Below are 21,297 nucleotides of genomic sequence, written 5' to 3' on the forward strand. Positions count from 1 at the left end.
CCAATTCGCGGGCGCGCTTCGCAACAGCGCCTGTAGCCCTTCCCTGGCCGGTGAGCACGTCCCCTGACGTTTCCCGCGAAAACGACGGCAGCGCAAAAGGAGCGGCTCCATGCATCGGCCGACGCACACCGAGGAGCCAGTCGTCTATGCCCTTCGCCAGGCCGAAGCCGGCGCGCCGATCAGCAACCTCTTTGCGGGCGCCTCCACCGCCCGCGATTTACGGTGCCGGCGCTTGCCGAACCGTGGAGGGCACGGGTTGCTCCTCTTCGTATCCCACATACTGTCCGGTCCACCGGGCATACCAGCGATCCGCCATTTGCGGACTTCTTCCTTTTGCAGTTCGCCGTACCGCTTCTGGATGGCGCCGTTGAACTGGTCCAGATCGCCCTCGATCTGGCGGAGATCTTCATCCGTCATGTTCCCCCACCGCGTCTTCAGCGCTCCCTTCAGTTCGCCCCAACTCGCCTTGAATTGCTCCTGGGTCATCGTAGCCTCCGTTGTCGTGTGAGGTCTTCTGAGCCGGATCCCCGGTCACCACCCTCGGGCGGCCGCACCTCGGACGAGCGGCCCTGGAGACGCCGAAAGTCATTCAGGTACGTGTACAGCGTGATCGCGACCGCAGTCCCGCCAAAGAAGAGCGCGGCTGCCGCGAACGGATAGTGCGTGGCCCACTGAAAATAGGTCTGTAGGTTGCTCATGCTGGTCCTTTCCGTTGTCCTTCGACCGACGGATGGCAAGACATCCGGTTACGGGCGTGATCCACGTCACCTCTCGTCCAGTATGCCGGGAAGGAGGCTACCGCGCCTCGGGCTTTTCCTCACGAACGGAAGCCCATACCGCCGCCCCCCAGGTCAGCAACAGGATTCCCAACAGTGCTAGAATGGGATGCACCTCGTTCACCTCCTCCCGCGGGTCTGACCGTCGGAAATGCTCGTCCCTCGAACGTCGTTCATGGGATCCGCATCACACCCCGCCCTCCGTTGACGGTCGCGAAGGGCAAAGGGACGCTGGCGTAGGAAGCGGCGGAGACCTGGGAATCAGTCGCGCAGAGAAGAAGCCAGAAGCGCGAAGGATAGGAAAGTCAGCGTGGCTCAATACGTCATGGATTCACCTTACATGGAGCAAACCACGAAGTCAACGGCTACGGTCAGCGCAGGCGACGCAAGGCCGTGATTCCGCGCGGGTTTAATTTTCATCCCCGGCGGCCGCGCGATTCCCCTCGCCTCTTGGAACGAATCTCTTCCGCCGGAAGTGGCGCTGTAAGGATCAGCCACAACAAGTTGGAGGAAAGGACGGCTTATGTGGAAGGCAAACATGAGCAGAAGCGAGCAATCGGTTCGGTTTCTGTTGGCGTTCATCCTCATCGCATTCAGCTCGCAAGGGCAAACGTCGCTCCTTCAGGCCATGGCCGGGTACCTGGTGGCTGGTGTCCTTCTGGGCACCTCCTTGTCCGGGCGATGCGTCATCTATAAACTCTTGGGCTGGCGCTAACGCTCGATCCGAAAGGAATCGGGCTGCGGTGGGGCGGGTGTCCGGCCGAACAGCCGCGCCGTGCCGATACCGGCCGCCTTGTGTCGGGAGTCGGCTGTGGGACGCTCGCCCGCAAACGACCCATCGCCCCCGCAGGGGTGGGGCCACGGCGATGACGCCGTGGAATCGGGTTACCCCCCTCTTCAACTGACGGGTCCGCCAACTCCGCCGGATCAGCTCGTCGGCCACTCTCCAGTACCGGGATCCCTCCCCTTTCCATTGAGCGATGGGAAGAGTCCTGAGACCGCAGTGAGGACAGTCAGGGCATCCCTCAAGGTCATGCTCAAGAAATACGAGGTTCGCCAAACAGCGCGATACTCTCCCGCGTAAGGACTCCGGCCCAGCTCGAGAAACCGACACGGCATGGTCTGCCATCCTCCCCTTGCACTGGCTGACTGATGCCCACGCTTCAGCCACCAGACTTTAATGGCCCACATGAACGCAGCCCTCATCTCGTCGGCCACCCAGTTGCGCCCTTGTCCAGTGTCCAGATACCACCTGGCATCGGCCAGATTGGTTCCGGCAAATCGTCGCATCCGGTCGGCGTTCAGCGAAACGCGACCGGCTTCGGCTTTCTTTCCCCTTGCCAGCCTGGCCTTTTGCGCCGAGGATGCATCGCCCGCTCTACCACTCACTCCGAACGTTGACGCGCCGCCCGTTCCCGCTCCTGTTGCTCACGAAGCACCCGCGGGAGGTCAAACAGGAGAAACGACACGCCGCCGACCAGTTTGAAGAGACTGCCCAAGAGCCCGACCACGACCACGAACCCTACCAGTACAACAATCCCAGCGACCCAGCCCTCCGTTGCCGCGACATAGATGCCGCCGCCAAGCGCACCAAGCAGCACCACCAGCGCGAAGCACCCCGTCACGATCTCTCGGATGAGCTTGCCATACGGCTCCAACGCGAGAATCACCCAGACCACCACCGCCAATGCCGCGACCACGGCGACCAAGGCCAGCAAGAATTTGAGGACCTCAACAACAGCTTGCATGGCATTCCTCCATCATGTCAGGCAGACCATGGGTTGCCGTCCGTACCGGCTCAAAGCGGCTTCAATGGGGCCACGGCGATGACGCCGTGGAATCTCAGCCGCTCGCCGACGGTGTGTTAGAGGTCGAGGGCGCTTCAATGGGGCCACGGCGATGACGCCGTGGAATCCACGCCCGCGCCTATGAGGCTCCAGCGATCGCTGGCGCGCTTCAATGGGGCCACGGCGATGACGCCGTGGAATCATGCGCTTATCCTGGTGGGCCCCATCGAAGAATGCCCGGCTTCAATGGGGCCACGGCGATGACGCCGTGGAATCCACCAGCACGTCGTGCACCTCACCATAGGGAGGGCGGTCGCTTCAATGGGCCACGGCGATGACGCCGTGGAATCCTTACTGGTGGAGCAGACGTGGCCGCTGTATCAGATCGAGCTTCAATGGGGCCACGGCGATGACGCCGTGGAATCCTAACCATACCGTACCAAACCAACCTAACCAAGCCGCTTCAATGGGGCCACGGCGATGACGCCGTGGAATCAATGAGATGGCCCGCATGGTCCAGCCAATCATGAATCACGCTTCAATGGGGCCACGGCGATGACGCCGTGGAATCAGGAACACATGGCATTACCACCCCCTGGATATATGTCGCTTCAATGGGGCCACGGCGATGACGCCGTGGAATCTGGAGGACATCGCCCTGCGGTCCGGGTCCCTGTTTCCGCTTCAATGGGGCCACGGCGATGACGCCGTGGAATCTGGGCCTGCTGAATCAGGCTCATCTGGTGCCCTACTGGCTTCAATGGGGCCACGGCGATGACGCCGTGGAATCTTTGGGCGGGCCTGGTGGCGGCCGTGGCCCTGGCCCTGCTTCAATGGGGCCACGGCGATGACGCCGTGGAATCGCCGGTCGTGCAAGCGCCCGTGGCGGCCGTGAAGACCGCTTCAATGGGGCCACGGCGATGACGCCGTGGAATCCCGCGGGGATGTCCGTCGGGTCTTTCGCCACCCGCTGGGCCTGGCTTCAATGGGGCCACGGCGATGACGCCGTGGAATCTGGCTGATATTCATCTGTCGGCAACGTCGTCATACCCGCTTCAATGGGGCCACGGCGATGACGCCGTGGAATCAGCCTCGATGTCGACTCGATCGTCTCAGATCACGCCAGCTTCAATGGGGCCACGGCGATGACGCCGTGGAATCGGCCCGGACGACCGGGTGGTCGCGACACCTATTCCCAGCTTCAATGGGGCCACGGCGATGACGCCGTGGAATCGCCCCGCCCAGTGTCGCGACGGCGCGCAGGAGTGGAGGCTTCAATGGGGCCACGGCGATGACGCCGTGGAATCGGATTGCCCTTGCGCTCGGCGTGGCGGCGCTCCTGATCTGGCTTCAATGGGGCCACGGCGATGACGCCGTGGAATCCGGCGAAGCGTACGGCGCGCATTGGGAGACAGACTGGGCTTCAATGGGGCCACGGCGATGACGCCGTGGAATCCGATGCCCTCGTACAAGCCCGCCGGTTCGCTGGGGTGCTTCAATGGGGCCACGGCGATGACGCCGTGGAATCAGCCCGCTCGCAAGTCATCGCACCAAGCAGGCTGTCTTCGCACCGCGCGAGCACCTCGCATAAGATTCACTTGCTCGCGCCACCTGTGCACCTTCCCGCACCTCCTTTCCTCGCACATCCCAAGCTGATCCGCGCAGTTACACCCGCGCGAGCGCCTCCGGGACTTTGGCTGCCACTGGACCGCTCGCGCGCGACCCCGGCGGATCTTCAGACCACTTGGGCCTGGCGCTCGACCACCTTCATCCCCCGTCCCAGCGCTTCAATGCTCTTAATCGGCCGCCCCTCGGTCGGCCCCAGATCCACGATCAGCACCTGGTCCTCCGCATGGTTAATGATCTCGCTCAACGCCACCCGCATCTTCATCACATCGATCGGCGGCAAGTCGCACTGGAACACCGACAACTGCAAGTGAGCCCCGAACCCCTTCATGGTCTTGAAGACCTGGCGGAGCCGTTTGGGGTCGCAGATATCGTAGGTGACGATGTACAGCCGTCGCATGGCTCACCGGGTGACGAAGGCGGGATACTCCGGAATCTCGCCGAGCAGATACCGGCCCAGCAGCCGCGCCTGCACTTCTAACACCCGGCGGTAGCTGATCTGATAGCCGAACACCGGGTGGGTAATCTCTTGCCCCATGCGCCGTTCGTAGGTCTCGATGAACCGGCGCCGCCCCTCGGGAGTCAGGGCGACGGCGCCCAGACGGGCTATCCAGTCCGTGTCGCGAACCTCCCCGTTGTTGATGGCCGTCAGCACCACCGAGTCGGCGATCAGCGGCCGGAACTCCTCCATCAGGTCCAGCGCCAGCGCCGGGCGTCCATACCGGGGCTGATGATAAAACCCCAGGTAGGGATCGAGGCCGACGGCCTGGAGCGTCACGATCCATTCACGGGCCAGCATGGCATAGGCTAAGGAGAGCAGGGCGTTGACCGGGTCACGGGGAGGCCGCCGGTTGCGCCCCTCGAACTCGAACCGCCAGCCGCCCGGCCCGCCTTTCAGCATGCCCGCAAATTCAGCAAAATACCGCCGGGCCGCCGTCCCTTCGATCCCGAGCAACTCTTCCAACGACGCGGCGGCGCCTGCGCGTTGCATGTCGTGTTTCAGGTCCCGCAACACGGTCTCTGGCGCCGCCGCGTGATTGCGGCGCAGCACGGTCCGGCAATTCGCGATCTTGACCTGCACAAACCGTCGGGCCAGCACGAGACAGCGGCCCGGATCGGCGGCCGCGGCGTACTGCCGGCGGCGCAACTCGACGTTCTTGTGGGCGAGCCCCACCGTCATCCCGTAGAACCACCCGCCGGTGGAGAGGTACGAGATCGGAACACCGCGTCGGCACAACTCCTGGACCGCCTGCGTGCTCACCTGGACCGAGCCGAACAGCACCACTTGGGACACCTCGACCAGGCGGGCTTCGCCGAGACAGGTCTCATGGTCCATGATCTTGAGACACTCGCCGGACTTCGAGACCCAGGCCCCCGGTTGCTGCACGTAGAGCGGCAAGGCGTCGTCCCGTGCCGGCACCAGGCGCCGCGGCGGCGCGTCGCCGTCCCCGTGCGCCTGGCTGAGCCAGCCCACTTCGTCCGGCAGGCAAATCCCGACCAACGAGCAGCGGGGACACTTCGGGCTGTCCACCAACGGCGGCGGCATCCGGTTCTCCCGCGCCATCCGGCGCATCTCGGCGATAAGTGCCAGGGTCCGCTCGATCAGCGCAGGATCGAAGGCAATGGCCACCCGCTCGCGCGAGCCGACGAAGTACAGGAACCCGCCGTCGCACTCGAAGCCGTTGTCTCGCAGGATCAACCCCTGCGCGCAGAGCTGCACCCGCTCCGGCTCCCACGCCCCCTTATCCACATGCGGCCGCTTGCCGCGCTTGTAGTCCACGGGCGCGACGCTGGTCCCGACGCCCTCGACCAGATCGATCTTGGCCGTGATGCCGAGGCGGTCCGACGACAGCCAGACGGACCGCTGATGCACGGCCTCTTCCTCGCCGGCGACCTCCCCCTCGTCCTGAGCGCCCCTCCGCTGTGGACTCCGGTCCACCCGCCGGTGGTGGAACCGCCCCTCCACCGTGTCGGCACTGTCCGCGAATTCCCCCTGCACCCATTCCAGATAGGCCAGGCGCGGGCAATAGGCGAACTCGTTCAGCATCCGCACAGGCAGGAGCGGCTCCTCCGCCACCGAGGGCGCGGTCGCCTCGTTCGTCTCCTTGCTCATCACGTTGCCTCCTCTGGGCTATTCAGTTGTCAAAGAACAGGGCCGATCGCTTGTGATCTGCCGTGCGGTTTATTAGACTCGCAGCCAGCCGATGCGAGGCCGGCGATGTCCGCACCCGCCATCCAAACCAAACGATGGACCCGCCAGGAATACGACCGCATGGCCGAAGCGGGCATTGTCCGCCACGATCGGTCTCGCGCACACCGCGCTCCAACACGCATTCGGCCCCGACCATTGGATTCGGATCCAATGGCCGCTGATCATTGATCCCGACTCCGAGCCGGAGCCGGATCTCGCCGTCGTCCCTGGGAATCCGAGGGACTACGTCAAGGCGCACCCCCGCTCGGCTCTCCTTCCATTTACGTCCGCGCCGACATCCCGGAATACTGGATTGTCCACCTCACGGAACGCTGTGTTGAGGTGTACCGCGATCCCGTTGCGCCGCTCGCCGCCCCCTCGGCCTCGATCGCCGTCGCCGACTTGCTCCCGTAGCTTGGCCACCCGCTTCTTGTTTCGTGCACAGCCCTGACCTGATCGCCATACCTGTCATTCGCCGATGACGATCCACCCTGAGCCGAAGGGATTCGTCGGGCTATCGAATCGGAACGGACTCCCCGCGCCGAACGGATTGTTCACGCTGTCCGGCGAAAAGGGACTGCCATAGCGACCGAACGGGTTGCTGATGGAATCGGGATCGTATGGATTCGCGCTCAACCTCCCGCGATAGTTCCCCTCGTGGTCGTAGAGCCTCGGAGCCTGGGTCGCGAAGGGGTTCGTCGCCGACCGATTGCTGAACGGACTCCCATAGGGACCGAACTGATTGGTCGGGCTGCGGAGCGCAAACGGCGAACCGGCGCCAAACGGATTGGCCAGCGAATTCGGGTTGAAGGGATTCGCGCTCAGGTTGCCAAGATATTCCTCCGCTTGCGCGTAGCTCGGACCTGCAATAAGAAGCACCGCGACCATCCACCACATCGGGCACCTCCTTTCGCGGGACCATCGGCCGTTGGCCGATTCGAAGTCTCACGGATCGCATCTCGCACGTTGCGAGCGCCGCTCAATCGCCCGCTCACGGCACGAACTGCCCCAGGCCCGAAACAGTCAGGCGCACCGTACCAACGCACAACTCGCGAGGTCTGCCGGCAAACAAGCCACCGCCAAGATAGCGGTGTCTTCCCAAAATCAGAGGCCCCTGAACTGGTACGGGAAAAGTTAAGCGAGCGACACCAACCAAACCTGTTCCGGATATTCCGCGAAGCTCGCCCGGTGTGACCACTGGCTTGGGAAAACCACGACGGCTGCACTCTGCACAGAGGTCGGCGGATAGCGCCTCGGCCGCACTGCCCTGTTTTAAGTGGCGAGTCACCACATAAGGGGTCACACTTTCCCATACCCGCGAGACAGCAAAGAGCGGATCCGTGTCGGGGTCGATGGAGATGGCTCGTAGGCGTAAGCACCCCATCGCACCCGCTCGCAACTCACAAAATCCAAACAGTGCCTTGTCCAATATCTGCAAGTGTTGCTGTTCCGCCTCACTCAATGCTCGCCGTTCGACGAGATGCGGCGCAATGACCATCAGTCGCGATAAGCCAGGCACGAACAGAAAGAACAGATGAGGATTGTTCTCTGATCGAGCGGGGGCTCCATTGGACTCATGCCCCGTAAAGAATGCGGGCAAGGCCACCGTCTCTCCGAACACCGCCTGTACCCTGGCCATCACCGCTCGGCGCAAGGCACGCGCCAATGCGATCGGATCGGGCGTGTTCTCGAGTCCCGACTCGACCACGAATGTATAAATCCCTGCAACAGTCGGTAGCGGCGCCATGACCCCCAAGCCGAGGAAGCGGCCGTCGCCAATCACGAGCGGTCCGGTGACGGGCTCGGCGAAGTGGATCTCTACGTGCCACAGACGCTCCTTCGGGAAGCGAGTCCCGCGAGCGAACGGCTCGACGCGGGTCCCGTTCCCCTCGAACGGCTCACGCTGAACTCGAACCGCTTCCACGCCTGCTCGTACCCCGGCGTGGCGGAGCGCCTGACATCCCGCAAATGCCGCATGTGCTTCCTCCTTGGCACGCTCGCTTCCCGCCTTCCCCGCCGCGCGCTTCCGAGCTGGGCCGATGCGCCGGCGCCGGGCGCCTTCCGGCAGCGCCGCGGGCGTCACCGTTCGCCAGACGCGGTGACCTCTTTGAGCTGCTCCGGACATTGCGTCTGCCAGGCCGTAGTGACGCAGAAAGCCCTCGTCCTCGGTGCGGGTTAGCACTGCCTCTACTTCACCCGTCTCGACGTCAACCAGATCGAGGCCGGAGAACGCCCAGTGCACGTCCTTGGCGCGCAGCGGACAGCTTGGCGGCACTTCGACCAGCACGCGCCGGATCTCGCGATCGGCGTGGACGTGACCGATGGAAGGCAGGGGAATGATACGCACGCGATTCTCGGGCGGTCCGTCGTTTGTTCCATCGGGCTTGCGGCCCACGAGCACGCGATCGATCTCCGCCGAGCGCTGCGGCAGCGCGCGCTTGAGCCGATCGACCGCACTGTCGCGCAGACGGACGACAAGGGCCGAGGCACGCACCAGCGGCCACGGAGCGAAGGCGACATCGGCAGTGGGATCCCGAAGCTCGTAGAGCGCGCGGGACGGTGGGCTCTGGTATGCCGCCAGCCGGAACCGAGGCCTGGGAGGTTGGCGAAAGACCACCTTTACAGCCTTACCGTCCTTCACGTAACGGAATCGTTCGCCGTACGCGCGATAGCGGCGCTCGATGCTCTCAAGCGAGCCTGGACATGGCGAGGGGAGCGTGGTCGCGCTCTTGCCGGCCGAAGGGCGAAAGACGCGGCCGGGGTACGTGGCCAGAAACTCGTCGAGTCGATTATCGTCGAGGACCTCGCCCCAGCCCCAGGCCATGTCGACGCCCCGCCCGAGCTGATAGAGGCGCTCGGCCAGCGAGCAGATCACGCGCGCGAAGGCATCATCGCCCTGGGCCGCTGCGAGGGGCCACGCATAGACGAACGGGACCTCCGCGTCGAAAAAGTAAGGGCGGAAGACCTTCGTGGCCGTCCGGATCTTCGCCATCTTGAGCGGGTCGCCCTCGATCCGATCGCTGTCGTTGTTCGGCATGTAGAAGCGGACACCCCGGCTCGGCTGCCAGGCGCCTGGCGCCGCGATGATGGGAGCCGGTTGCTCCTCGAGCCACCTGAGTGCTTCTCTCTCATGACTTCCGAGCGGGCCGGCCAGGCCGGCCCCAGCGACCAGCGCCTGAAAAAGGCGCCCGGGCGAAGGCGGCCAGTCGCCCTCGCCGTGGTAGCGGCCGTCGTGCAGGCGAATGTGAAGGACCAGTGCGCTCATCGAGGGCTACTCCGGCTGCGCGGGCTCGTCCTCCGCGGTCTTCTTCGCGAGCCGCTTCTTGGCCTCTGAGAGGTCGAACTCGTGCTTGAGCTCGGCGTCCTTGGGCCACTTCGACCGGAAGTGCCCGGCCTGCGTCTCCGCGTAGGTCCTAATCGTGTCTGAGTTCAGGTTCACCTGCACCGGCTCGCCCCGGCGGGGTACCTGGTACCAGGTATCGCCGTTCTCGGCGTACCTCAGCAAGCAGCCTTCGCGGAGGAACAGCTCGATGTCCGCGGTCGCGGCCACGAGCGAGAGACCGAGCAGGTATTTGCGGATCGCAGCGGTCTTGTGGTCGTCTTCACCGCGCAGGCCACGGAGCGCGATGAGATTCACCGTCACCTCGCGCTCGATTTGGCCCTTGACGAGAACCCCGCCGAGGACCCGCGCCTCCGGGTTCGGCGACCCGTCGCGGGACTCGTGCATGTACTTTGCGGCACTCGTGCTCACCTTTCGGAACGTCGCAGGCGCGTCCTTCAACCCCGCACCTGACATTCTCTTCTCCCAGTCTTTGCCCTGCTTCTTGGCCGCATCGGTCAGTTCCTTTTGCTGCTCCTCATCGAGCAGCTTCCAGATCGAGTTGAATTGCGCCGCCGCGTGTAGCGGCTCGACGTCCCAGGCCCGGATGATCGAGCGCACGAGCCGCGGGCGCTTCTCGCCAGTGTCACCGCGCGAGTCCCAGACGCCGAACACGAGCGACGTGGGCGCGAGGGCGCAGAGCGGCCCCGCGTCTCCCCGCTGGAGCGCCTTGAAGGCGGGTTCCACGAGCTTCAGAAGGGACGGTGAGGACTGCACGACCGCGTCGGCGGCACGGTGCGCCAGGTCGAGCAGCGAGCGCGTCACCTCACGCGGCTGCTTGCAGGCCTCCTTCTTACCCTTCTTGCCCTCTCCGCTTTCCGCGTTCTTCTTGCAGGCTTCGCACTCCCCGCAGTCCTCCTTGCGGATCACGATCTCGATCTGCGGGACGAGCCAATCGTTCCGATCCTTTGAATCCGACTTGAAGATCGGCTCCAGCCGGTTCGCCTGCGAGCCGACGCTGTCGATCGTCGCCACGCGCGTGCCGTCCGAGAGCGTGTCGATGTTGTAGCCGATGTCGGCGTAGGTCGGGGGGAAGATGATCCCGCTCTCCTCGACGGGCAGAAGCTTCTGTTTCAGGCGCAGCGCCACCGGGCCATCGGATTTGCTGGCCCAGTCGTCGAGAAGTGCATCGGTCACCTGGACGGGGTCGGTGCTCATGGCTATGTCTCCTCTCGTGCGAAGGTGACGATCTTGTTCTTTCCGGCGAGATCGAGGGTGAAGCGGAAAGTGCGCATCGGAACACCAATCCGTACGCCCCCGAGCGCCGGGCGCGCGAGTGCCAACGGCAGGAGGCCTTTCCAAACCCCGTAGCGAACCTCGCGCGTCTCGAACTCATCCGGGCGAGCGTGTTCCAGCCCGCCCGCGGCCAGGAGCTCGACGACCGGGGAAGCCTCGACGGCGTTCTCCTGCTCGTCCGGCGAGTACCCCGCATCGATGGCCGTCCAGGCCTTGCGGGCGTCGAACTTGAAGCTGCTACCCCCGAGCGGCACAGTGACGCCGAACGGGTCTCGGACCAGATCGTCGCGGCGCCCGTTCCACAGCTCGCGGAGAGCGGCGAGCATCTGCCGTACAATCGCACTGCTTCGCTGCTGACCGGCGAAAAGCTTGAAGGAATTCCGCGAAGACCCGTCGCACCAGTGCGTGAGGTCGAGCTGGCGGTCATTTCGTAGAAGGCGGACAGGCAACGTGAGTCGGTCCGCGTCGCGCGCAGGGAAAGTGTCGAGCGGGCACAGGGGACCATCTGCTGTCCTCGTGTCGTTCGCCTCTTCGTCGGCATACGCATTGGCTTCGTTTGTCTTCTTCCCCTTCGCCCTTCTCTTGGGCGGCGGATCCGTATAGCCTGCCGGCACCAGGCGCTGGAGCTGCGCCTCCGCGAGGAACCCGAGCGTGAACCGCAACGGATTCTCCTCGCCATCCGCACAGAGGTCGAAGCGCGGCTCGGTTTCATGAGTCCAGTCGAAGCCCCCTTCGGCATGGCCCAACAGCACCCCCGCCGCTTCCAGAAAGCCGAGGCAGGCGAAAACCTGCCCGGGGTTGAAGAGATCGACGGGGATCGAGGCTTTTGCCATCACACACCTCCTCCACTGCCAGCGCCGGCGTCGTTGTCGCGCGACGCCTGCTGATCTGACGCGCGCAGAAGCGCCTCCCACCACGCGAGCCCCCACGGCCCCCAGCGGGCTTGCAGGCGGGCGAAGCGCAGGGCGACCTCGGCCGCCTTCTCCTCGAGGACGGAGGGCGGCTTATCCTCGCAGCCGCTCGTGCCGATCACCGGCCGCGCGAAGCCGTGATGCGCAGCGATCAGGTGCAGGACGAGGTCGCGGTCTTCGTCGGAAAGCTTCCGGATGCGTTCATCGTCCTCCACGCGCAGCAGCGAGCCGAGTTCGTGCCGGTAGCCGTCGAGCAGGCGATAGTTGATCGGGCCCTCGGTCTTGGCATACACGCCGTCCGTTGGCGCGTTGAACGCCATCTGCCAGCGCCTGGCCCGCTTGCCCTCGTCGTGCAGACGAGCCGCAAGTGCGAGAAGGTCTTGATACTGCTTACTGAAGCCGAGCGCTGTCGCGAGTGCCCGTGCGCGCCGTTCGGTCCAACACTGATGCTCGTCCAAAAGCTGCGGATTCGCCGCCGAGCGATCCTCCTCGGTTGCAGCATCGCTACGCCACTTCTCCACGATGAGCCAGCGGGTCGCCTCCCCGTCTTCAGTCATTTCGCAGGCAATCCGGAACCGTTCGCGCCAGTTCCGGTCGCTCTTGCTCGCAGAACCCGCTTCGACCCTCCGCACGCGGAAACCCACCGCGCCCTCTCCGAGCCAGGCTTGGCCGTCGTCCGCCGTCCGGGGCAGGCTCGATTCCTTGTCGTCCAGGAGCCCGTGCTCCAGTCCCGCGAGCCGCGCGTCGAGGATCAGGGTGGCTCCCGCGAGCAGCTCGTCGAGTTTTGTTTCGCCTTTCTCGTCGTCGGGCGCTTCGATCTCCCCGAAAGTCAAAGATTTCCGCAGACCGCCGTCGGGTTCGAGGACGAACGCCACGACCTCCTGCTCGCGAAGAGGGGACTCGCCCGTGTCCGTTTCCTGCTGCGTCTCCACCTGGTACGTGCGCACGCTCTCGGCACGAGCCGCAATCCACTTTACGACGCGGGACGTCTCGGTCTCGAGGATCTCGCTCGTGTGCGGCGGCGCGGCCTCGAAGAAAGCCTCGATCTCCTTCTTGCTCGGCCGCGCGCCGCCCGCTCGCACGGGGAGATGCGTCCGCCAGACAATCGCCGTCTGCGGCGGGTCGTTCTCGATCCAGCCCCGCAGCCAGGGCTGGATGGCCGGCCGCCCGGGGTGCTTCTCCAGCGAAGTCATGGCCCAGGCCTCGACCAGGGGACGCGTCAGCGCCGGCCGGAGCGGCTCGGGCGTGGTGGCATCATCGAGGATTCGGCGCAAGGCCTCATCGGTCGAAGCGCGCGTCTTGAGATCGAGCAACGCGCCCGTGCTCGCGTCGAGGCTCCCGTCGTCGTTCTTGCGAAGGAGCTCGATGGGCTTCTGCCGGTTCTCCCATTCACGAATCTTCTGCTCGTACCCCTCGACGCGCTTGCGCTCTTTCTCGTCGACCTCCTCGTCCCGCGCCAGCTTGTCGAGCGCTTCCTGTACCCTTTTGCTTGCCTTCGGCTTCGGCTCGACGAGCACGATGACTTTCGCCGCGCCCTCACCGCGCCGGTTTACGCGCCCGAGGCGCTGCACCATCCGCTCCCACGCAACGAGGTCGCAGACCATATCGTCCGCATCGAGGTCGACCCCGACCTCCCCCGCAGACGTCGCGAACAGGAAGGCGGGCCGGCTGCGCCCGCTCTTGGTCCCAGCGATGAAGCCCAGCGCCTTCAGCCGCTCCTTCGCTTCCTCGCGCTCGAACACTCTGCGGCCGCCGACGAAGAGCTCCGTGTCGATCTCCACGGCGAGATCGCCCGCCTTCCTGTCGCCCTTCGCGAGCTTCTCGACGGCTTCCTTGGTCTTCTGCGCGACCTCCCGGCTATCGGAGTAGACCAGGACGCGCGCCGGTTTCTTGCCTTTGTCGGTAAGCGTCCAAGCCTGCTGCGCCAGCGCATCCTCCAGCTTGCCCTCGCCGTCGAGGGCCTCGATTCGCAGTGCCTTCTTCGCGTTCAACCGCGTCTTGAGAATCTCGTGCTGGAGGTCGTTGGCCGTCAGGCCGACCACGTTGCCGCTTCGCGCGCGGCCGGTTGCCGAGAGCGCAAGCAACCGAAACGGCGGGACGAGAGCGTTGCACGGGCGCAATCCCCCATCGGTCGCCACGGAGCGCAGAAGGTGCTCGAACGGAGGCACCAGATGGGCCTCGTCGAGGACGACCAGGGCATCCGCACCGAGGAGCCCGGCATGGTACGACCTCATCTTCCGCGACACGCCGTAGCCCTCGAACAGTAGCCGCGAGCCAATCATGTCCACCGTGCCGACGATGATGGCAGGCGCCGCCGGATCTTCCAGCCACTCGCGGTTGTCGACGTACTGGCCGCGCAACGTGGAAATCGGTAGGGATTGGTCCTCGCGGAGACCGAGAGCCCTCTTGATATTTGGGTTGCCATTGACGAATGCTCGCAGGCCCAGCGCGACATCCGTCGCTTGGTCCACGACGGCGCGCCGATCGACCACGTACGCAAGCCGACGTGGCAGCTTAGCACCACGCGCACGGGCCACAAGCCAGATGGCCATAACGGCGGTTTTTCCGAGCCCAGTGGGGATGTCGACAACCTCCGGGATTTCGCCGTCGAGCATCCGGTAAAGCAGTTCTTCTTGCCAGGGGAAAGGTGATTCCCCGTTGGTTAGTCCCAGTGCGTGCGAAAGCCACTCCTTAGCCACATCCTGGGATGTTCGCTCTGCCACGTTCACCATTCACCCCATAGACCAATCGATCGGCATTGCCCTATCCCGCTCAAACCATAAACGCGAAAACTCCGTCGCCGCCACAGCCACCCCAGCACCACCATCGCGGTCTTTCCCAGGCCGGTGAGCACATCGACCACCAGCCCTGCACCGCTCACGCCCCCTCACCCTTACCCTCTCCCGCAGGGGGACGAGGGAATCGTTGTCCAACCCTCACCCTGCCCTCTCCCAGAAGAAGAGGATTGTTGGAACAAGATCGCGTCGCAGGCGAAGCGAACCAAAAACGGAGCGGGTGCGTGCCCCGTGGCCTATTGGAACCAGCGCGCGAACAGTCTTTTTGTGTCGCCGCTCATGACCTGCCGTTCCTTCACCTCGGAAACTCCGCTCGCTTCCGACGCCACCTTGTCCCACCGGCGCAGATGAAAGCACCCCACCAGTTTGATTTATTAATCGGAGCATGAAATACTTGACATTTGACGGGCGATGGTTATCACGTGGCCATGCGTGCTCGAACCCGGGATGCGCGGCACCTGTCGCCCGAAGCTCAAGAAGTCTTGCGCGAGAAGGCCGTGGCCGCTGTCAAGCAGCAGGGGCGCTCCAAGGCCGAAGTCTGTCGGCTCTTGGGCATCAGTCGGCAAGCCCTGTACACCTGGTTGAAGCGCCAGGCGCGGGGGGGCCGGCACCCGCTGAAAGCGCGACCCCGGGGCCGACCGCGCGGCGGCCAGCTCAAGGGCTGGCAAGCGGCCCAGGTCGTCCGCACCTTGACCCACTGCTGTCCGGAGCAGATGCACTTGCCGTTCTACTTGTGGACCCGCGAAGCGGTCGGCGAGCTGATCGCGCGCCGGTACGGGCTTCGGCTGTCGGTCTGGACCGTCGGTCGCTACCTGCGGGCCTGGGGCTTCACCCCGCAGAAGCCGCTGCGACGGGCCTACGAGCGGGACCCGAAGGCGGTGCGACGCTGGCTGGAGGTCGAGTACCCCCGAATTCGGGCAGCGGCCAAGCGCGCGGGGGCCCAGATCTACTGGGGTGATGAGATGGGGCTGCGCTCGGATCATCAGGCGGGGACCAGTTGGGGCAAGCGCGGCCAGACCCCGGTGATCCGTGGCCCCGGTCGGCGCTTTCGCTGCAACATGATCTCGGCCATCACCAATCGCGGCCGGTTGTACTTTATGGTGTTCCGGCATCGCTTCACCGCACGAGTCTTCCTCCGATTCTGCCACCGCTTGCTCCGGCACGTGAGGCATCCGGTCTTTCTGATTGTGGATGGGCATCCCGTGCATACCGCGGCTGTCACCCAGCGGTGGCTCCACCGTCACCGCGATCGGCTGCGTCTGTTCTTCCTGCCACCCTACAGCCCGGAACTGAATCCCGACGAATATCTGAACCAAGACGTCAAGACCAACGCGCTGGGCCGTCGGCCGCCCCAGGACGCAGATGAGCTGGCGGTCAACGTCCGTCGCTATCTTCGCAGCACCCAGCGCATGCCGGCCGTGGTGCAATCCTTCTTCCATCACCCTGCGGTCCGCTATGCGGCTGAGTGAAAGGCGTCAAGTATTTTGCGCTCCCGGTAATATTTTGTACAACGGTGTACGTTTCCAATTCACCGGAAGTCATCATGAAGCTCTCGATCAGCGAAGCGCGCAAGCGGCTGCCAGCGCTGGTTCGCCAGGTTCGGCGAAACGCCGGCACCTGCGTCCAGATTACCGTGCATGACGAGGTGGTCGCGGAGCTCCGTGCGGTCCAACCGGAACCGGAGCCTGGCGCCGCCGCCACGAAGCTTCTGCAGTTGATGGCGCGGTTGCCCAAACCCCATGGCCGCAAGACCAATGTGTCGTCGCGTGTCAAGCAGCACCTGTATGGAAGCAGACGGGTGACCCGCTGATGGCGCAGCCGTCGGCAGCGTTCTGCGACACGTCCTTTTTTTACGCCTGTCTCGATCCCAACGATGTAAATCATGCGCGCGCACGGGCGCTGGCCGTCAAAGCTGCCGCGTCCGGGATGGCGTTTTACTCCACCTGGGACATCGTGAGCGAAACCGTGACGTTGCTCCGCTACCGTCGCAGCTTTCGGGCTGCGCTGGCCTTCCTTGAAGAGGTCAAACCAGGGTTGCAGATCATTCGTTACGGCGATCGCGTCAGGATGGAAGCCGAGGACCTCTTCAGGCAATACGGGCGTGATCATCGGTTGTCCTTCTGTGATGCGATCTCGTTCGTCGTGGTCACCACGCTTCTGGAGAACATGTCCTGTCTGGCCTTCGACGAAGACTTTCGCAGACTCGGTCTGACGGTGCTGACCTAACCTGCCGCCGTAGCCATCACATTTCGACCATCGCGGTCTTTCCCAGGCCGGTGAGCACATCGACCACCAGCCCTGCACCGCTCACGCCCCCTCACCCTTACCCTCTCCCGCAGGGGGGAAAGGCGCTCGTGGAGTGCTTCGTCCCTGCCCCATCATCCGCCAGTGATGGGCTCGCCCAGAGCGTTGCATCGCAGGCGAACCTGACCTGAAATGGATAGGGCGCATGGCCCGTCGCTTGCTGGAACCAACGTGCAAATGCGTCTGTCTGGCTCATTCTGCCTTCCAATTTCTCCATCCCTTCCTATGCCCTCACTTTCATTTCATCGGCCGACCCGACCTACGTGGTGGGATCGAACGTCTTCACCGGTTCCAGCAGATTGTCGGGACCACACGCCCTCTGATCGACTTTGCCTTTCTATCCTCTTGCTGTACAATCGCTCCATGGCTCTCGATCCTGCAAATCCGCCCATCTGGCTGCGCAAGCTTCATCTGACCGCGGCGCAGATCGACCCGACCGACTATCCCGCCACGCCGGAGGAAGGCATCGTCCAATGCTGTCGCTTGTCCGATGCCGTGATGGCATGGTCGAGGGCTTGTGCGGACGCGTTAGGACTTATTCCGCTCCCCCCACCCCCTCCCTTCGACAACCCGTTCCTTCTGACACCCACGCGTGAACCATCCACGACCGGACATCCAAGGGACGATGCCACACGCTGACCATGATTCGTTTGCCGGCACCCTCCGGGACGTCATTGCGGCGCTGCCGCAGCCGACGCCGCCGTACTGCGTGGTTGGGGCGTTGGCGGTCAGTGCCTGGGGCCGCCTTCGTGCGACCAACGATATCGATCTGCTTGTCCTCTCCGATTTGTCCTCTCGTCCCGAACTGATCACTGCACTGTGTGCTCAGGGGTTTCAGATCGACGAGGTCTGGATGGAGCGGAATCCCCTGGCCAAGGACGTGGTCATGCGACTGACGCATCACGCTCACCCTGCCACTCCCCTGGATCTGGTCTTCGCGAACGATCCCCAGTCTCAATCGGCTCTCGCTCGAAGGCGTGCGCTTCAGCTCTTCGGTGTCCCGGTGTGGGTGTGCAGCCCTGAAGATTTGATTTTGCTCAAACTCAAAGCCAGCCGCCCGCACGATTTCGAGGACGCCCTCGGCATCGTCAAGAATCCGCACCTCCATCTCGATCTCGACTACCTCTGGAACTGGGCCGACCGGTTGGGCTTGCAAGGCGAACTGCACTACGTCCTCCGAGCGGCCGGGGCCGAGAAGAACTAGCCCGTCGGCGCCCGCCGTCGCGTCCCGCCGAGACCGTCCCGCGTTCACTGCCCCGCAAGCCGTTTTCCCATCCCTCATCGCGTGCTCGGCCGCCCGGCGCCTCCATCCAACGGCGAGAAGGGGACGGCCGGATTGAACTGATTGGCCGGGTTCAGCGGATTCTCCGGGTGAAAGCGATTCGCTGGATTGAAGGGGTTGCTCGGACTGTACCGGTTCATCGAGTTGGCGGGATTGCCGGGATCGAAGCGGTTCACCGGGTTGAAGGGATTGTCCGGCGCAAACACATTGGCGGGATTGAGCGGATTGTCCGGCGCATAGCGGTTCGCGGGGTTGAAGATGTTGTAGTCGCGCTGATACTTGGGGTCGAAGCCAGGCTCGGCCCAGGCCACTGCGCTCCACAATACCAGTGTCGCCACGACGCCGCTGGTCCACATCGCGACCTCCTTTTCGCTGACCGGCTCCTCTCCCCTCACCCTTTCCCTCTCCCGAAAGGAGAGGCATGACGGGCTAGGCCCCTTCCTACGCAGGGAGGAGGTAGCCGACTGGGTTTTTCATGTCCGATGTGCATCGTAGCAGCCGCTTGTGACATCGGAGGTCACATCCGCAACATTTTTTTGTGCGTCGAGATTTCCTCGGATGAACGAGCACTTCGGCGATTTCGCGCACCGCGAGGTCCCGGTGCAGCGCCCGGGGATGGCGGGGGTGAATCGAGCCAGTGCTGGATGAACCGGGCGTTGTGGGGCATCGGGTTCCCCTCAGATGGTTGGCCGGTGAGCGTAGCAAGTTTCATTTTGCGGGGCAAGCCGCCGGGCCGCCGTGGCTGCCCCCGCGAGGGACTTCCGCGGGTCATGGTGTCTCCCGCCGGCTTGTGGTAGAGTCCGGTCCCATGGGAACCACCCGCAACGTTGTCATCATCGGTTCGGGGCCGGCCGGGCTGACCGCCGCGATCTACACGGCCCGTGCGAACCTGGCGCCCCTGGTGATCGAGGGCGTGCAGGCCGGCGGCCAACTCACGACCACGACGGAGGTGGAGAACTACCCCGGCTTCCGCGAGGCCATCCTAGGGCCCAAGCTAATGCAGGAGATGCGCGCCCAGGCCGCGCGGTTCGGGACGGAGTTCCTGGCCGGGAATGTCACGGCCGCGGATTTGAAGCAACAGCCCTTCTCCGTGACGATCGAGGGGGAGGAGGCGGTCGCCGCGCGGGCGCTCATCATCGCGACCGGGGCCTCCGCGATCCCGCTGGGCGTCCCCGGCGAGGCCGAGCTGCTCGGCCACGGCGTCTCGACCTGCGCCACGTGCGACGGCTATTTCTTCCGCGGGAAGGAGCTGGTGGTCGTCGGGGGCGGGGATAGCGCCATGGAAGAGGCGACCTTCCTCACCAAGTTTGCGACAAAGGTGACGGTCGTGCACCGGCGGGACAAGCTTCGAGCGTCCAAGATCATGCAGGACCGGGCCTTCAAGAACGAGAAGATCGCCTTCCTCTGGAACTCGGTCGTGGAGGCGATCCTGGGCGGGCCGGTCGTGACCGGCGTGCGCCTGAAGAACCTGGCGACAGGCCAGCGCTCAGAGCTCCCCTGCGCCGGCGTCTTCGTCGCGATCGGCCACCGGCCCAACACGGATCTCTTCGCCGGGCAGCTCGACATGGACGCCAAGGGGTACATCCTGACCAGGAACGGCACCGCGACCAGCGTGCCCGGCGTCTTTGCCGCCGGCGACGTGCAGGACTCCCGCTATCGCCAGGCCGTCACGGCGGCCGGCTCCGGTTGCATGGCCGCCATGGACGCCGAACGATACCTGGAAAGCCAGGCTCACGCGTGACGGGTGATGCGTGCTGGGCTGAGATCAGGGCCCCGTACTTGCCTCGGCTGTCACGCATCACCCTTCACTCATGACCGTCTCACAATGCGCTGCGTCCTCCTCCACTACCACGAGCTGGCGCTCAAGGGGCGGAACCGGCCGTTCTTCGAGCAGCGGCTCGTCCGGAACGTCCGCGAAGCCCTGCGCGGGCTCTCCGTCCGGGCAGTCGAGGCGTTGCCTGGGCGGATCCGCGTGACGCTCGCCAACGAGACGCCTTGGACGGCGGTCCAGGAACGGGTGGCGCGCGTCTTCGGGGTCACGCACTTCCTGCTCGCGGAGTCCGTCCCCGTCGCCCCGGCCGGCAACCTGGACGCGCTCAAGGCGGCGGTCGGGGCGGCGGTGAAGGACCGCGCGTTCACCACGTTCCGCGTGACGACCAAGCGGGCGGACAAGCGCTTCCCGCTCACCTCCATGGACGTGGACCGCGAGGTGGGAGGCTACATCCGCGCCCTCACCGGCAAGCGGGTCAGCCTTGACGAGCCGGAGCTGAGCATCTACATCGAGATCCTGTCGAAGGAGGTCTATTGGTCCGTCGAGCGGAAGCCTGGCCCCGGCGGACTCCCGGTCGGCGTCAGCGGGAAGGTGGCCTGCCTCATTTCCGGCGGCATCGATTCGCCGGTCGCCGCTTACCGCATGATGAAGCGGGGATGCCGCGCGGTGTTCGTGCACTTCCACGGCCGGCCCTACGTGAGCCGGGCCTCGGAAGAGAAGGTGCGCGAGATCGTCGAGCACCTCACACCCTACCAGCAGTATTCGCGGCTCTACCTGGTCCCCTTCGGCGAGATCCAGCGGCAGATCGTCTTGGGCGCCCCGACGCCCTTGCGCGTCGTGCTCTACCGCCGGATGATGCTGCGGATCGCGGAGGCGCTCGCGCGGCGGGAGCGATGCTGGGCGCTGGTGACCGGGGACAGTCTCGGTCAGGTGGCTTCCCAGACGCCGGAGAACCTGGCCACGGTGGGCGCGGCGGCGGAGCTGCCGATCCTGCGCCCGCTCATCGGGATGGACAAGCTCGAGATCACGGAGCAGGCCCAGCGGATCGGCACGTTCGAGACCTCGATCGAGCCTGACCAGGATTGCTGCCGCCTGTTCGTGCCCCCGCACCCCAGCACAAAGGCGGACCTGGACCATGTCCGCAAGGTCGAGCAGGCCTTCGATCTGGACGGATTGGTCAAACTGGGGATCGAGCAAGCGGAACTCGCGGAGTTCAGCTTCCCCGCCGCCTAGCCCGCA

18 protein-coding genes and 1 CRISPR repeat array are annotated in these 21,297 nt (G+C 64.7%); of the genes, 7 read left to right on the top strand and 11 right to left on the bottom strand.

Annotation, left to right across the window (positions count from 1 at the left end; all coding sequences use genetic code 11):
• Positions 1–144: 144 nt before the first annotated feature.
• Together ACWHYQ_RS15030 and ACWHYQ_RS15035 are read right to left on the bottom strand one after the other, a co-directional pair.
• A complete protein-coding gene (locus ACWHYQ_RS15030) occupies positions 145–486 on the bottom strand; it encodes a CsbD family protein (RefSeq protein ID WP_447972930.1) in 342 nt (113 codons plus the stop codon).
• Positions 483–698: a hypothetical protein gene (locus ACWHYQ_RS15035; RefSeq protein WP_447972931.1), complete on the bottom strand. Its 216-nt coding sequence runs from the start codon at positions 696–698 to the stop codon at positions 483–485. Before ACWHYQ_RS15035 ends, ACWHYQ_RS15030 begins: the two co-directional genes overlap by 4 nt.
• 616 nt (positions 699–1,314) lie before the next feature.
• On the opposite strand from ACWHYQ_RS15035, the gene ACWHYQ_RS15040 reads away from it, so the two are divergent.
• The gene (locus ACWHYQ_RS15040; RefSeq protein ID WP_447972932.1) at positions 1,315–1,491 is read left to right on the top strand and encodes a YgaP family membrane protein; all 177 of its coding nucleotides are present in this window, start codon (positions 1,315–1,317) and stop codon (positions 1,489–1,491) included.
• Between the two features lie 670 nt (positions 1,492–2,161).
• Here ACWHYQ_RS15040 and ACWHYQ_RS15045 read toward each other — a convergent pair.
• From ACWHYQ_RS15045 to cas3g, 8 genes are all read right to left on the bottom strand, one after another.
• Positions 2,162–2,524, bottom strand: a complete 363-nt coding sequence (locus ACWHYQ_RS15045) for a hypothetical protein (RefSeq protein ID WP_447972933.1) — start codon at positions 2,522–2,524, stop codon at positions 2,162–2,164.
• A gap of 58 nt (positions 2,525–2,582) precedes the next feature.
• A CRISPR array of direct repeats spans positions 2,583–4,091; the repeat unit is 36 nt; unit sequence GCTTCAATGGGGCCACGGCGATGACGCCGTGGAATC.
• Positions 4,092–4,298: 207 nt separating this feature from the next.
• Positions 4,299–4,589: a CRISPR-associated endonuclease Cas2 gene (gene cas2, locus ACWHYQ_RS15050; RefSeq protein ID WP_447972934.1), complete on the bottom strand. Its 291-nt coding sequence runs from the start codon at positions 4,587–4,589 to the stop codon at positions 4,299–4,301.
• 3 nt (positions 4,590–4,592) lie between these two features.
• The gene (gene cas4g/cas1g / locus ACWHYQ_RS15055) at positions 4,593–6,302 is read right to left on the bottom strand and encodes a CRISPR-associated endonuclease Cas4g/Cas1g (protein ID WP_447972935.1); all 1,710 of its coding nucleotides are present in this window, start codon (positions 6,300–6,302) and stop codon (positions 4,593–4,595) included.
• 546 nt (positions 6,303–6,848) lie between these two features.
• Positions 6,849–7,277 (bottom strand): hypothetical protein, encoded by a 429-nt coding sequence (locus ACWHYQ_RS15060; RefSeq protein WP_447972936.1) that lies wholly within the window; start codon positions 7,275–7,277, stop codon positions 6,849–6,851.
• A 94-nt stretch (positions 7,278–7,371) separates the two neighbouring features.
• Complete coding sequence (gene csb2 / locus ACWHYQ_RS15065; protein ID WP_447972937.1) at positions 7,372–9,645, bottom strand: type I-G CRISPR-associated protein Csb2; 2,274 nt, start codon at positions 9,643–9,645, stop codon at positions 7,372–7,374.
• A 6-nt stretch (positions 9,646–9,651) separates the two neighbouring features.
• Positions 9,652–10,917, bottom strand: coding sequence for a type I-G CRISPR-associated RAMP protein Csb1/Cas7g (gene cas7g, locus ACWHYQ_RS15070; RefSeq protein ID WP_447972938.1), 1,266 nt, complete (start codon positions 10,915–10,917; stop codon positions 9,652–9,654).
• A 2-nt stretch (positions 10,918–10,919) separates the two neighbouring features.
• On the bottom strand, positions 10,920–11,828 hold the full coding sequence (gene cas8g2, locus ACWHYQ_RS15075) for a type I-G CRISPR-associated protein Cas8g2 (RefSeq protein WP_447972939.1): 909 nt from the start codon (positions 11,826–11,828) through the stop codon (positions 10,920–10,922).
• A complete protein-coding gene (gene cas3g / locus ACWHYQ_RS15080) occupies positions 11,828–14,638 on the bottom strand; it encodes a type I-G CRISPR-associated helicase/endonuclease Cas3g (protein WP_447972940.1) in 2,811 nt (936 codons plus the stop codon). The genes cas8g2 and cas3g overlap by 1 nt, the downstream gene beginning before the upstream one ends.
• Positions 14,639–15,129: 491 nt before the next feature.
• Here cas3g and ACWHYQ_RS15085 point away from each other — a divergent pair, with 491 nt between their 5' ends.
• The 4 genes from ACWHYQ_RS15085 (at position 15,130) to ACWHYQ_RS15100 (ending at position 18,209) form a co-directional block, all read left to right on the top strand.
• The gene (locus ACWHYQ_RS15085) at positions 15,130–16,170 is read left to right on the top strand and encodes an IS630 family transposase (protein ID WP_447972941.1); all 1,041 of its coding nucleotides are present in this window, start codon (positions 15,130–15,132) and stop codon (positions 16,168–16,170) included.
• A 74-nt stretch (positions 16,171–16,244) separates the two neighbouring features.
• Positions 16,245–16,511 (top strand): hypothetical protein, encoded by a 267-nt coding sequence (locus tag ACWHYQ_RS15090; protein WP_447972942.1) that lies wholly within the window; start codon positions 16,245–16,247, stop codon positions 16,509–16,511.
• The gene (locus ACWHYQ_RS15095; protein WP_447972943.1) at positions 16,511–16,927 is read left to right on the top strand and encodes a type II toxin-antitoxin system VapC family toxin; all 417 of its coding nucleotides are present in this window, start codon (positions 16,511–16,513) and stop codon (positions 16,925–16,927) included. Before ACWHYQ_RS15090 ends, ACWHYQ_RS15095 begins: the two co-directional genes overlap by 1 nt.
• Positions 16,928–17,630: 703 nt before the next feature.
• On the top strand, positions 17,631–18,209 hold the full coding sequence (locus ACWHYQ_RS15100; RefSeq protein ID WP_447972944.1) for a hypothetical protein: 579 nt from the start codon (positions 17,631–17,633) through the stop codon (positions 18,207–18,209).
• 74 nt (positions 18,210–18,283) lie between these two features.
• Here the strand turns inward: ACWHYQ_RS15100 and ACWHYQ_RS15105 are convergent, their stop codons facing one another.
• The gene (locus tag ACWHYQ_RS15105) at positions 18,284–18,643 is read right to left on the bottom strand and encodes a hypothetical protein (RefSeq protein WP_447972945.1); all 360 of its coding nucleotides are present in this window, start codon (positions 18,641–18,643) and stop codon (positions 18,284–18,286) included.
• A gap of 452 nt (positions 18,644–19,095) precedes the next feature.
• On the opposite strand from ACWHYQ_RS15105, the gene trxB reads away from it, so the two are divergent.
• Together trxB and thiI are read left to right on the top strand one after the other, a co-directional pair.
• A complete protein-coding gene (gene trxB, locus ACWHYQ_RS15110) occupies positions 19,096–20,028 on the top strand; it encodes a thioredoxin-disulfide reductase (RefSeq protein WP_447972946.1) in 933 nt (310 codons plus the stop codon).
• A gap of 84 nt (positions 20,029–20,112) precedes the next feature.
• Positions 20,113–21,291, top strand: a complete 1,179-nt coding sequence (thiI, locus tag ACWHYQ_RS15115; protein WP_447972947.1) for a tRNA uracil 4-sulfurtransferase ThiI — start codon at positions 20,113–20,115, stop codon at positions 21,289–21,291.
• Positions 21,292–21,297 lie beyond the last annotated feature (6 nt).

It is taken from the genome of Nitrospira sp. Kam-Ns4a, from assembly GCF_965152595.1.